This window comes from Sulfitobacter sp. SBS6, assembly GCF_048285585.1.
GTDB lineage: Bacteria > Pseudomonadota > Alphaproteobacteria > Rhodobacterales > Rhodobacteraceae > Sulfitobacter > Sulfitobacter pontiacus.
In genome coordinates, this window is record NZ_JBLWBA010000005.1 from 289696 (window position 1) to 302670 (window position 12975).

Here is a 12975-nt window from a genome sequence, read left to right on the forward strand (position 1 = left end):
TTCGTCGTACGATCAGGAGGACACGGCACCAAAGCGCCGGTCGCGATTGCCAAAGGCCGCACAAAGATTGCCAAACTCGGCTTTGGTGAAGTCGGGCCAGAGCGTATCAATGAATTCATATTCGGCATAGGCTGATTGCCACAGCAGAAAGTTCGATATCCGCGCCTCGCCACTGGTGCGGATCACCAGATCGGGGTCCGGCAATACATGGGTGTCCAGATAGCGCGGCAGGGTTTCTTCGTCGACGTCCTCAGGGCTGAGCAGACCCGCTGCGACGTCCTGTGCCAGCCGCTGCGTCGCGCGCGCGACCTCGTCGCGACCGCCGTAGTTCAGCGCAATCGTCAGATGGGTCCGGGTGTTTTCCGCGGTCTCTGCTTCTAGCACATTCATCAGCTTGACCAGTTTCGCATCGAGCCGGACACGGTCACCGATAAACCGGACGCGCACGCCCTTGGCTTTCAGCGCCTTGGTCTCTTTGGTGATATAGCGGCGGAACAGGCTCATGAGCCCGGCCACTTCGACCTGAGTACGTTTCCAGTTCTCGGTCGAGAAGGCAAAGATCGTCAGATATTCGACGCCGAAATCGGGGCATGCCTCTACGATTTCACGCACGCGTTTGGCACCGGCATGATGCCCGAACAGACGCGGACGCCCTCGCTGGGTCGCCCAACGGCCGTTTCCGTCCATGATGATCGCAACATGGCGCGGTGCCCCTGGGACAAGCTGGAAGGTCTGGTCGGTCGCAGCAGGCATCATCTATCCTTATCGAACTGCAGGCCGATGCGCGGACCTTGGGGTCGCGCGCATCGAATAAGGTACTTAAACCTGCATGATCTCGGCTTGTTTGCTTTCAAGCTGCTCGTCGATCTGGGCGATGAACTTGTTGGTCATGTCCTGAACCTCACCCTCCCAGACTTTCTGATCGTCTTCCGACATGCCGTCGGCCTTGGCTTTCTTGATCTGGTCCATCCCGTCGCGACGCACGTTGCGGATCGATACACGGGCGCTTTCGGCATATTGCCCCGCGACCTTGGTCAGCTGGGTGCGGCGTTCCTCGTTCAGCTCGGGGATCGGCAGCATGATGATGGTGCCGTTCAGCTGCGGGTTGATGCCCAGACCGGATTCACGGATCGCCTTTTCGACCTTGCCGACCAGCGCCTTGTCCCAGACATTGATGGTGACCATCCGCGGCTCGGGCACGTTGACGGTGCCCACCTGGTTGATCGGCGTGCTGCTGCCATAGGCGTCGACCATCACAGGCTCCAGCATAGAAGCGGACGCGCGGCCTGTGCGCAAAGAGGCAAATTCGGTGCGCAACGATGCGATTGCGCCGTTCATGCGCCGCTCAAGATCGTCTGTGTCCAGCATAAAATCGTCTGACATGATGTCCCCGGTGGTTTTGTAACTATCTAGATTTGAACCGATATAACGCGATCAAGCCCCCCTTGTATAGGGAGCCCCGCATCTATCGTAGGTTGGGGCCTAGCCCTGAACCCGTGTGTATGTGCCCTCGCCCGCGAGAATCCCCTTGAAGCCGCCCGGCTCGTCCAGAGAGAAGACGATGATCGGCAGGTTGTTGTCGCGCGCCAAGGCGATGGCAGAGGCATCCATGACCCCCAGGCGCTTTTGCAGCACGTCGTCATAGCTGACGGCATCATAGCGGACCGCATCGTCGAATTTGGCGGGGTCTTTGTCATAGACACCATCGACCTTGGTGCCCTTGAAGATCGCTTCGCAGGCCATTTCATTGGCGCGCAGCGTCGCGGCGGTATCGGTGGTGAAATAGGGGTTGCCGGTGCCCGCGGCAAAGATGCACACGCGCTTTTTCTCAAGGTGGCGCACGGCGCGGCGGCGGATGTAGGGTTCGGCGACCTCGTTCATTGTGATCGCTGAGATCACCCGCGTGTGGATGCCCAGTTCCTCCAGCGCGGATTGCATCGCCAGCGCGTTCATCACGGTGGCCAGCATCCCCATATAATCGGCGGTGGTGCGTTCCATCCCCTGGGCCGATCCTTGCAGCCCGCGGAAGATATTGCCGCCCCCGATGACCATGCAGATTTCGACGCCAAGATCATGCACCGATTTGACCTCGTTCGCGATGCGTTGCACCGTTGGCGGGTTCAGCCCGAACCCCTGATCGCCCATCAATGCTTCGCCTGAAATCTTCAGCATGACCCGGTTGAATGTTACTTTTGACTGGCTCTCGGGCATGGGCGCACCTTTCAGGGTGTGGGAGGGGTTTTCATTGCGCCGTAAAATGTCGCAAATAGCGCAAACATTCAATGCTCCGTCAGAGGTTCACGCAAAGAAATGCCAGATGCCCCGTTGTCCCGCGTCTCTGATGTGGTTTCCTCTATCGACCCTGCCGCGCCTGTCCTGATTGCGGGGCCCACGGCGTCAGGTAAATCGGCGCTGGCGCTGGCGATTGCGCAGGCTCAGGGCGGGGTGATTGTGAACGCGGATGCCAGTCAGGTCTACGGCTGCTGGCGCGTGATCTCGGCCCGCCCCCCAGCCGAGGAAGAGGCCTTGGCACCGCATCTGATGTATGGCCATGTCGCGGCACACGATCCCTATTCGGTCGGCCACTGGCTGCGAGAGGTAACCGAGGTGCTGCGCCAGCCCGCACGCCCGATCATTGTCGGTGGCACGGGGCTTTATTTCGCGGCGCTGACCAAGGGGCTGGTGGACATTCCCCCGACCCCCGATGCGGTGCGCGCCGCGGGCAACACCATGACCCGCGCGGCGATGATCGACGCGCTTGATGCAGAGACGGCGCGCCGCATCGATCTTTATAACCCCATGCGCGTCCAGCGTGCGTGGGAGGTGCAGCAAGCGACAGGGCGCGGGCTGGCCGCGTGGCAAGATGATACCCCGCCGCCCGTCCTGCCGATGGATCGCTGTCAGCCTGTCGCCGTTGCCGCGTCAAAGGACTGGCTGAACGACAGGATCATCCGTCGCTTTGACCAGATGCTGGACCAAGGCGCGCTGGACGAAGTTGCCGCCGTGCGCCCCAATTACGACCCCACCCTGCCCGCGCACCGTGCCATCGGCGTGCCCGAGCTGATGCGCTACCTTGACGGAACGACTCCGCTTGACGTGGCGCGACAGGATGCCATCATCGCGACACGGCAATATGCCAAGCGGCAGCGCACGTGGATGCGCAAGAACACCGCCGATTGGCTGCAATATGTGCCGGGCTAGCACGCAGTTGCCAAAACGGCGAAATTATCTTTTACTGCCTTTATCTTTCCGTATCTCTGTATAACGATAGTGTTCACTTGTCTTTTGCTGATAGGGTCATGCAATGACAGAGAACACGATCGAATTGCTGACGCTGGCGCAACTGTCGCAAGGGCAGGACTGGCGCGTGCAGCTTTGTCATGACCGGCCTGTGCATATGCTGATCTGGATCACCCGCGGTCAGGGGGTGCTGCAGCTTGACGGCCAGCGGCGCGGCTTGGGGGCGCATAACGCGGTGTTTATCCCTGCCCGTGCGCTCTTTGCCCTTGATATGGGGCGGCAGGGCATCGGGCAAGCGGTGGTGATCCCCGACAGCACCGAGCTGCGCCTGCCCCAAATGCCGCGCCACCTGCGTATTCGGGATGTGCAGGCCCAGACCGAACTGACCGGACTGATCGAAGCCGCGCAGCGCGAACAACAGGCCAAGCGCCCGCTGTATCACGACGCGTTAGAGGGGCACGCGGCGCTGATGTCGGTCTGGCTGCGGCGCCAGATCATGCAGGACGAACATGTCCCCAACCGGCGCAACGCCGCCGCACGGCTAAGCGCGCGGTTCTGTCAGATGGTCTGTGAACACTACAGCAGCGGCGCGCCGATGGCGCAATACGCCGAAAGCCTGGAGGTCACGCCGACGCATCTGTCACGGGCCGTAAAATCCGCCACCGGCAAGACTGCAGCGGATATCCTGACCGAACGGGTGGTGCATGAGGCACGGCATCTGCTTGGCACGACAGAGCATTCCGCCCAGGATATCGCGCGCCACCTTGGCTTTGGCTCTGCCGCCTATTTCACACGGTTCATGCAGCAACACACTGGCCTCACACCCTCGCGCCTGCGGGCAACGGCGGCCTGACGCGTCGGGGCCGGTGCCTGCAAGGACGCTGTGGGAAGCGCCCTTTTCCAAAGTACCGAGTTGACCTGCCACCGCGACCTGTGGCTGACTGGTATTCAAGAAAAACACATCCGCACCGCCAATGTCATGGCCGAAAGCGGATAATAAGGGAGCCGCGCAGCGCGCAACGTATCGGCAAAAGCCGGACCGCGCTGCGACAAATTCAAACGCAGCCGCGCGCCTTCAAGGTGTCGCCGTACCGCCGCGCAACAGGGTCATCACATGGGTATTTTCATATTGCGCCGTTTGGGCGTGATGGTGGTAACAGCGCTATGCCTGACCTTTATCGTGTTCTGGCTGACCAACCTCTATCCGAACCTCGAAAAGCTCGCCAAGACCCAAGGCAACTTCCGCATGTCAGACGAAGCGGTCGCAAGCTATCTGGGGGATCGCGGCTATCTTGACCCGCTGCCGGTCAAATTCGGCCAATGGCTGGGCGTCATGCCCGGATGGGTGACGCAAGAGGATGACGGCACCAGTTTCGGGCGGTGCTACACCAAAGACACGCCCGAGGGCGACCGCCGCCGCTTTTGCGGAATCTTGCAAGGGGATTGGGGATTTTCCACAGTTTTCCAAGAGGATGTCGGCCCCACTGTCCTGACGCGATTGGCGCTGACGGGCAAGTTGATGGGCTGCGTGATCCTGCTGATGGTGCCGATGGCGCTGATTGTGGGCGTGCTGGCGGGGATGCGCGAAGGGTCGCGGACGGACCGGACCCTGTCGACCTTTTCGATCCTGACAACCGCGACGCCTGAATATGTGTCTGGTGTCGTGTTCATCGCCCTGCTCGCCTCCTCGCGATTTGGGCTGTCGCCCCTGCTGGCCGACTGGGGCTGGATCGACAGCAAAACGCTGTTTCTGGGCTCCGCTGCCAGTGCGATGAAAGACGCGACCTTCTGGAATTTCTTTTTGCCGGTGCTCACCATCTCGCTTTACGGGATGGGCTATATCGCGCGCATGACCCGTGCCTCGATGACCGAGGTGATGACCGCGCAATACATCCGCACGGCGCGGCTGAAGGGGGTCAGCTTTGGCAACATCGTCCTGAAACACGCTCTGCGCAATGCACTGATCGCGCCGTTCACGGTAATCATGCTGCAAATCCCGTGGCTTCTGAACGGAGTCGTCATCGTCGAGACCCTCTTTAACTACAAGGGCTTCGGCTGGCTGCTGGTCCGCGCCGCGTCGAATAATGACATCGAGCTGTTGCTGGCCGTGTCGGTCGTGTCGGTGATCGTGGTGCTGACAACGCAGCTGATCTCGGACATCGGCTATGTCGTGCTGAACCCGCGCATCCGGATCACCTGAGGAGACAATGCAGATGGACCCATTGACATGGACAGGTGCGCTGGACTGGGTGAACCCATTGCTGGGGGGCGCGGTACTGGTCGTGCTGCTTGGCATCGCGACGCAGATGGTCTGGCCCCTGCTGCCGACTTCCCCTGCGGGGGTGCGCCGCTTGGGGCAGCTTACCTCGGCGGGGATCGCGGCGGCGACGGCGTTGCTGATGGTCTATGTCGTCGGGGGCATTTTCATGGGTGCCGAGGCCGGCATCTTTGGCGGCATGGCGCAGCGTCTGCTGCCCGTCTGGATTGCGCTGATCGTGACCTTTGCCCTGTCGATCACCTTCAAACGCCGGCTGGGGCTTTATGGCAAACTGTTTGACAGCACCGTCGGTATGATCGGCTTTGGGCTGGTGATGTTCTGGGTCTATACGGGGCTGTTCGGCGGGGTGTTCGACATGATCGTGACCCACGACAGCCTCAGCCAGACCTCGGGCATGAAGAACAAGCTTCCCGGCACACCACTGGCCCGCGCTGAGGATGGCGACTACCCGTGGTTCCTGCTGGGCGGCGATAACCTTGCCCGCGACGTGTTCAGCCGCCTGATCAAAGGCGCCTGGGTGGTGATCCAGATCGCGCCGATGGCGACAGTCTTTGCCTTTATGGTGGGGATCACGCTGGGGCTGCCTGCGGGCTATTATGGCGGTAAACTGGACGTATTCCTGAGCTTTCTTGCCAATTTGATCCTCGCCTTTCCGGTGATCTTGATCTTTTATCTTCTGGTCACCCCCGAGATTGTGCTGACCGGACTGCCGAATTACATGGCAATTGTGCTGTTCATCTTTCCGCTGGTGTTCCTTGGGGTGCTGCTCAACACACGTCTGCGCACGCAGCCAAGCACCCGCACGCCAGTGCTGGTCGTGGTACTGGGGCTGGTGGGCTGGCTTTACCTCGCGATGATCTCGGACGATGGGGCATTGGTGCGGACCCAGACCTACGAGATCCCGGGCCTGCCTGCGTTTGTGGATTTCCTCGACATCGGGCCGGGGTTGCTGGTGGTCTTTGTCGCGGTGGTTTTCGTCAACGCGCCCACAGTATTCCGGATCGTGCGCGGGCTCGCACTGGACATAAAGACACGCGACTACGTGGCGGCCGCGCAGACCCGCGGCGAAGGACCGTGGTACATCATGTTGTGGGAGATCCTGCCCAATGCCCGCGGCCCCCTGATCGTCGATTTCTGCCTGCGCATCGGCTATACAACGATCCTGCTTGGCACGCTTGGGTTCTTTGGCCTGGGACTGGAATCCGAGAGCCCCGATTGGGGCACCACGATCAACGCAGGGCGGCGCCTGCTGGCGCTCTACCCCCATGCGGCAATCGCGCCGGCGCTGGCTTTGCTCAGCCTTGTGCTGGGGTTGAACCTGCTCGCGGATGGGCTGCGCGAAGAGAGTTTGCGGGATTGATTTGGGATGGCCGCGGCGGGGGCCAGCCCCCGCACCCCGGAGTTTACTTGGCAAAATGAAGTATATGGTTGCGGTTGAAGGTAAGGGAGTTGGACATGGGCGAGGCATATGACGGGCCAATTCTGGAGATCGACGGGCTGTCGATCTCTTTCTTCACACGGCTGCGCGAAATTCCGGCGGTGATGGATTTTTCGGTCTCGGTCAAACCGGGCGAGGCTGTGGGGCTGGTTGGTGAATCCGGTTGTGGTAAATCAACGGTCGCCTTGGGCGTGATGCAGGACCTTGGGGTGAATGGGCGGGTCGTGGGCGGGTCCATCAAGTTCAAGGGGCGCGATCTGTCCCAGATGAGTGCCGCTGAGTTGCGTCAGATCAGGGGCAGCGAAATCGCGATGATCTATCAAGAGCCTATGGCCTCTTTGAACCCCGCCATGCGGATCGGGCAGCAGTTGATGGAAGTGCCGATGATCCACGGTGGCATGTCGAAACGCGAGGCCCATGCCCGCGCCTTGCAATTGGTGACCGACGTCAAGCTGCCGGACCCCGAACGTATCCTCAAGTCCTATCCGCATCAGCTGTCAGGCGGTCAACAGCAGCGCATCGTCATCGCTATGGCCCTGATGTCAGAGCCGTCCTTGCTGATCCTGGACGAGCCGACCACAGCATTGGATGTCACGGTCGAGGCGGCGATCATTGATCTGGTCAAAGATCTGGGGCGCAAATACGGCACCTCTATGCTGTTCATCAGCCACAACCTCGGGCTGGTGCTGGACACCTGCGATCGCATCTGTGTCATGTACTCAGGCGAGGCGGTCGAGCGCGGGTCGATTGCGGATGTGTTCGACGGCATGCGTCATCCCTATACACAGGCTCTGTTCCGGTCGATCCCGCTGCCCGGTGCCGACAAGACCGCGCGCCCGCTGGTCGCTATCCCCGGCAATTTCCCCCTGCCCCACGAACGCCCCGAGGGCTGCAACTTTGGCCCGCGCTGTGATTACTTTGTCGCAGAGCGCTGCGATCAGGGTGCCATTCCGATGCTGGACGTGCCCGAAAACACGCGTCACGCGACCCGCTGTATCCGCCACGATGAAATCGACTGGGCCGCGCCGATGGCGCATGCGGCGACCAAGTCGAAGGGCGAGGTTGGCGACGTCGTTCTGAAAATGGACAAGCTCAAGAAATACTATCAGGTGGCGGCGCATTCCATGTTTGGCGGCACCGGTACCAAAGTGGTTAAAGCAAACGAAGAGCTGAGCTTTGAAGCGCGCGCGGGTGAAACCCTTGCCATCGTTGGGGAATCCGGTTGCGGCAAGTCCACTTTTGCCAAGGTTCTTATGGGGCTGGAGACGGCCACAGCCGGTCATCTGCTGCTGGATGGCCGTGATATCGGGACCATCGCGATCGAGGATCGGGGGACACAGACCGTCGCTGATATCCAGATGGTGTTCCAGAACCCTTTCGACACATTGAACCCGTCAATGACCGTGGGTCGCCAGATCATTCGCGCGCTTGAAGTGTTTGGCGTGGGCACATCCGCGCGCGACCGTAAGGCGCGCATGCTGGAGCTGCTGGATCTGGTCAAACTCCCACGGGAATTCGCCAGCCGCATGCCGCGCCAACTGTCGGGCGGGCAGAAACAGCGCGTGGGGATTGCCCGTGCCTTTGCCGGAGACGCGCGGATCGTGGTGGCGGATGAACCCGTCTCGGCGCTTGATGTCTCGGTTCAGGCGGCGGTGACGGATCTTTTGATGGAGATCCAGCAGGCGCAACAGACCTGTCTGTTGTTCATCAGCCATGACCTGAGCATCGTGCGATACCTTAGCGACCGGGTGATGGTGATGTATCTGGGGCATGTGGTCGAATTGGGCACCACGGATCAGGTGTTCTCTCCGCCCTATCACCCCTATACCGAAGCGCTGCTGTCTGCGGTGCCGATTGCCGACACGCGGGTGAAGAAAAAACATATCGTGCTGGAAGGCGATGTTCCGTCGGCGATGAATCCGCCGCCCGGTTGCCCCTTTCAGACGCGCTGCCGATGGAAATCTCGGGTGCCGGGAAATCTGTGCGAGACGCAGGTGCCAGAGCTGCGGGCGCTGGCGGCGGGGCATACGGTAAAATGTCATCTGGATGACGCGCAGCTTGCGGCGATGGAGCCGGTGATCGAGATGGACGTTACGGCGCGCTGAACCCTTCGCTACGCATCAAAAAACGGCCACCGCATGTGCGATGGCCGCTTCTGCCTGATCGAGGCAGGGTGGCTTATTTGCTGACGCCGCTACCTGCGGTGTTCAGATTGCCGACCTGTTCGGCCACCTCATCGGCAAAACCGTTGATCATGACTTCGTAAAAAACACCCTCGGTCGGGGACACAGCGACATAGCCCTCGGGCACGACCTGATCGACCGAATAGGCGGCGACATTCACAGGGAAGCTGCGTGCGCCGATCGATTCATTGGGTGATGTGATGTCCACCACACCTTCGATCTCGTTAAATTCCTGACTGTCGCTCAGCATCGTATCCCCATCCAGCGAGATTTTGCGGATGTCGATGTTGATCGTCGGATCGCTGGCATCATCGCTGCCCAATACGCGGGCGGCCACGGCGGCTTTCAGATCCTCGGTGATCTGGGGGTAGTATTCCATCGCGTTAGCGTCCTGCGCGGCGTTGATCGACGAGCTTACGTCAATCGCGGAGAAGGCAACGCTGTCGTCCGCAAATGCGGCAGAGGACAATGCGGCCAAGCTGACACCCGTGGCCAAGGCGATCGATTTAACTGAGTTGAACATGCGAATGCTCCTTATCTTTCTGATGCGCGCAGACCGTAGAAGACGACCTGCTGACGCTGTGGAAAGGGAACATCAGCCGTGGCGATATGGTTCCATCGCCGCGAAAAACGGCAAGCGGAAATCAGTATAAAGCGGCAAAATATATAGTATTCACAGACACTTATCGCGGTGCATCACAGACCCGCGATCACCTTCACATAGTTCTTGGTTTCGGCGTAGGGCGGGATGCCACCGTATTTCTTCACCGCCCCCGGCCCCGCGTTATAGGCCGCAAGCGCGAGGTTCCATGACCCGAACGCCTGATATTGACGCTTGAGGTATCGTGCACCGCCATCAAGGTTCTCGTAGGGGTCGGTCGGGTCCACGCGCAGGATCCGCGCCGTTTCCGGCATAAGCTGCGCCAGACCAAGCGCGCCTTTATGCGACCGCGCCGCAGGGTTCCAGCCGCTTTCCTGCTGCACGAGACGCAAGAAGAGATCCGCCGGAATGCCGTGGCGCATCGCGGCTTCGCGCGCCATGCCAAGATAGACGCCCTTGTACTTGCCGCGATATTTGGGTGTGTCCCATTTTGTCGGGGTGACCACGCGTTGTGGCTGCAGCCGGACAGAGGCCGCATATTGTTTTGACGCCCGTGTGTCCAAAATCTTGGTCTGGGACGCAAAAAGCTTGGTTCGGTTCTTGGATGAAAACACATCGGCAGCAACCGGTGCTGCGCACACAGAAAGGCAGCACAGCGCCGCCGTTAGTAAAATTCGCATATTGTCCCTGCCCCACGCAGTCTCAATTCCCGCAGACCATATCAAACTGACCCGTTGGTGCCACCCTTTATTGCCCCCTGTCACATCTGCGTGGGTCGCAACGGCGATAATCCCGCCTTCCCCCTGTTTATCGCAAACCCTGCTGGGTATAACGTCGGCCAATCCAAGGTGCGTGCGGGATTCGCGCGTGGCCCGTAAACTTGCAGCAAATGGGGGCATCATGGCCGGCTCAGTGAATAAAGTGATCCTAATCGGGAATCTGGGGCGCGATCCCGAAGTGCGTTCGTTCCAGAACGGCGGCAAAGTGTGCAACCTGCGCATCGCGACATCCGAGACATGGAAAGACCGCAACACCGGCGAGCGCCGCGAAAAGACCGAATGGCATTCGGTGGCGATTTTTCAGGAAGGGCTTGTGCGCATCGCAGAGCAGTACCTGAAGAAGGGTTCCAAAGTATATATCGAAGGCCAGTTGCAAACCCGCAAATGGCAAGACCAGTCCGGTCAAGACAAATACAGCACAGAAGTTGTCCTGCAGGGCTTTGGCGGTACGCTGACCATGCTCGATGGCCGCGACGGTGGTGGTTCCGGTGGTGGTGGCAACTACGGCGGCGGCGGTGGCGGCTACGACAGTGGCCCGTCGGATCAGGGCGGCTACGGCGGCGGATATGACAGTGGCCCCTCGGGCGGTGGCAACGACGGTGGTCGCGGTTCCTCGCGCGATCTGGATGATGAAATTCCATTTTGATATCAATCTGATACCAAACGTAATTAAGGCGGGGAATTCCCCCGCCTTTTTCTTTGTCGTGACTTAAGACGCGTCGGCGTGGCCCCCTAGTGGCGTTCAGCCAGCGCGTCGTCCAGCAGCTGCAGCACCGCGTCCTTGGGGACATCGGCGGTGACAAAAGCATCGCCAATGCTGCGAGCCAGAATAAAGCGCAGCTTGCCGTCGATGACCTTTTTATCCTGCCCCATCAGATCAAGCAGATAGGCGGCGTCCGGCAGATCTCCGTCGATGTCGCGCAGGTCGGTCTTCATCCCCATGGCCCGCAGATGCGCGCGGACGCGGCTGGGGTCCTCTTGCGCGCAAAGCCCCAAACGGGCGGACAATTCAAACGCCATCGCACAGCCGATCGCCACACCTTCGCCATGCAGCAACCGGTCGGAATAGCCCGTCGCCGCCTCAAGCGCGTGGCAGAAGGTATGGCCTAGGTTCAACAGCGCGCGGTCGCCGTGTTCCTTTTCGTCGCGCAACACGATATCGGCCTTCATCTGCACAGACCGGCGCACCGCCTCTACGCGCAGCGCCATATCGCCAGCGGCCATCGCGGGGGCGTTCACCTCGAGCCAGTCAAAGAAGGCCGCATCCCCCAGCAGCCCGTATTTGACGACCTCGCCATATCCGGCGAGGAAATCGCGCGTCTGCAATGTGCCAAGCACGGCCGTATCGGCCAATACAAGGGACGGCTGATGAAACGCGCCGACAAGGTTCTTGCCCTGTGATACGTTGATCCCCGTCTTGCCCCCGACCGAACTGTCGACCTGCGCCAGAAGCGAGGTCGGGATTTGCACAAAGCGTACACCGCGGCGCAGGATCGCGGCGGCAAAGCCCACCAGATCACCGATGACACCGCCGCCAAAAGCAATCACGACATCGTTGCGTTCGACCTTCTGATCCATCAGCCAATCGACCGTGCGGGTCAGCTCTGCCCAACATTTTGTTGCCTCGCCCGGCGGCAATGCCAGCGCCTCGACGCTGATGTCAGCGGCGTCCAGTCCGGCGCGCAAACTGTCCAGATGGTGCGCCGCAACCGTTTCATCACTGACCACCACAACACGTTTGCGGCGCAACAGCGGGGCAATCAACGCGCCTGCTTGCGCCAGCAGATCGGGGCCGATCACCACATCATAAGCGCGGCCCTCAAGACCGACATGAACCGTTTCTCGCATCACAGCACCTCAAGTACATCTGGACGATCCGCCAGCGCATCCACCACGCGCTGCGCCATCGCGTCAATCGACAGTGCCGGCGTGCTGGCAACTGTCATATCCGCAAGCCGGTAGATTGGCACACGTTTTTCGTAAAGCTCGGTCAGGGTGCCGCGTGGGTCAGCGGTGCGCAGCAACGGGCGCGAGGTCTTGTACCGGACACGGTTCCACAGCAGATCAAGATCCGCATCCAGCCACACTGACACCCCGCGCGCCGAGATATTCTCGCGGTTGGCTTGCGCCAGAAAGGCACCGCCGCCGGTCGACAGGATGCCGGGCTCTTTATCCAGCAGACGCGAGATCACTTCGGTCTCGCGCTTGCGAAAGAAGGGCTCGCCGTCGCGCTCAAAGATTTCGGGCACGGTCAGATTGGCAGCGGCCTCTATCTCGTGGTCGCTGTCCACAAAGGGCACGCCGAGTTTCGCGGCCAAAGCGCGGCCCACGGCGGTTTTACCTGCGCCCATCATACCCACCATGACAACCGTCTTCTTAAGATGGTACCGAGGGGTGTTTTGGGCCGTATCGGCTGGGGATTGCTGAATTTCGCTCATTCTTGTGTGAATGACGTG

At 60.5% G+C, this 12975-nt stretch carries 13 protein-coding genes; 6 read left to right on the forward strand and 7 right to left on the reverse strand.

Annotation, left to right across the window (positions count from 1 at the left end):
- Positions 1-12 precede the first annotated feature (12 nt).
- From uppS to pyrH, 3 genes are all read right to left on the reverse strand, one after another.
- Positions 13-756, reverse strand: coding sequence for a polyprenyl diphosphate synthase (gene uppS / locus ACNQ62_RS04805; protein WP_005853406.1), 744 nt, complete (start codon positions 754-756; stop codon positions 13-15).
- 63 nt (positions 757-819) lie between these two features.
- Positions 820-1383, reverse strand: a complete 564-nt coding sequence (gene frr / locus ACNQ62_RS04810; RefSeq protein WP_005853404.1) for a ribosome recycling factor — start codon at positions 1381-1383, stop codon at positions 820-822.
- 99 nt (positions 1384-1482) lie between these two features.
- Positions 1483-2211, reverse strand: coding sequence for a UMP kinase (pyrH, locus tag ACNQ62_RS04815; protein WP_009826990.1), 729 nt, complete (start codon positions 2209-2211; stop codon positions 1483-1485).
- 99 nt (positions 2212-2310) lie between these two features.
- Between pyrH and miaA the strand changes: the two genes are divergently transcribed.
- The 5 genes from miaA (at position 2311) to ACNQ62_RS04840 (ending at position 9061) form a co-directional block, all read left to right on the forward strand.
- On the forward strand, positions 2311-3201 hold the full coding sequence (gene miaA / locus ACNQ62_RS04820) for a tRNA (adenosine(37)-N6)-dimethylallyltransferase MiaA (RefSeq protein WP_418094322.1): 891 nt from the start codon (positions 2311-2313) through the stop codon (positions 3199-3201).
- Between the two features lie 103 nt (positions 3202-3304).
- Positions 3305-4093, forward strand: coding sequence for an AraC family transcriptional regulator (locus tag ACNQ62_RS04825; protein WP_418094323.1), 789 nt, complete (start codon positions 3305-3307; stop codon positions 4091-4093).
- A 261-nt stretch (positions 4094-4354) separates the two neighbouring features.
- The gene (locus ACNQ62_RS04830) at positions 4355-5440 is read left to right on the forward strand and encodes an ABC transporter permease (RefSeq protein WP_288961089.1); all 1086 of its coding nucleotides are present in this window, start codon (positions 4355-4357) and stop codon (positions 5438-5440) included.
- Positions 5441-5453: 13 nt separating this feature from the next.
- Positions 5454-6878 (forward strand): ABC transporter permease, encoded by a 1425-nt coding sequence (locus tag ACNQ62_RS04835; RefSeq protein ID WP_418094324.1) that lies wholly within the window; start codon positions 5454-5456, stop codon positions 6876-6878.
- A gap of 95 nt (positions 6879-6973) precedes the next feature.
- Positions 6974-9061 (forward strand): dipeptide ABC transporter ATP-binding protein, encoded by a 2088-nt coding sequence (locus ACNQ62_RS04840; protein ID WP_418094325.1) that lies wholly within the window; start codon positions 6974-6976, stop codon positions 9059-9061.
- A 73-nt stretch (positions 9062-9134) separates the two neighbouring features.
- Here ACNQ62_RS04840 and ACNQ62_RS04845 read toward each other — a convergent pair whose 3' ends face one another.
- Together ACNQ62_RS04845 and ACNQ62_RS04850 are read right to left on the reverse strand one after the other, a co-directional pair.
- Entirely contained in the window at positions 9135-9662 is a 528-nt protein-coding gene (locus ACNQ62_RS04845) for a hypothetical protein (protein ID WP_037944222.1), read from the reverse strand.
- A gap of 173 nt (positions 9663-9835) precedes the next feature.
- Positions 9836-10420, reverse strand: coding sequence for a lytic transglycosylase domain-containing protein (locus ACNQ62_RS04850; RefSeq protein ID WP_418094326.1), 585 nt, complete (start codon positions 10418-10420; stop codon positions 9836-9838).
- Between the two features lie 220 nt (positions 10421-10640).
- Between ACNQ62_RS04850 and ACNQ62_RS04855 the strand changes: the two genes are divergently transcribed.
- Entirely contained in the window at positions 10641-11165 is a 525-nt protein-coding gene (locus tag ACNQ62_RS04855; protein WP_005853386.1) for a single-stranded DNA-binding protein, read from the forward strand.
- An 86-nt stretch (positions 11166-11251) separates the two neighbouring features.
- Here the strand turns inward: ACNQ62_RS04855 and aroB are convergent, their stop codons facing one another.
- Together aroB and ACNQ62_RS04865 are read right to left on the reverse strand one after the other, a co-directional pair.
- Positions 11252-12367, reverse strand: a complete 1116-nt coding sequence (gene aroB, locus ACNQ62_RS04860) for a 3-dehydroquinate synthase (RefSeq protein ID WP_306284827.1) — start codon at positions 12365-12367, stop codon at positions 11252-11254.
- The gene (locus ACNQ62_RS04865; RefSeq protein ID WP_418094327.1) at positions 12367-12957 is read right to left on the reverse strand and encodes a shikimate kinase; all 591 of its coding nucleotides are present in this window, start codon (positions 12955-12957) and stop codon (positions 12367-12369) included. Before ACNQ62_RS04865 ends, aroB begins: the two co-directional genes overlap by 1 nt.
- Positions 12958-12975 lie beyond the last annotated feature (18 nt).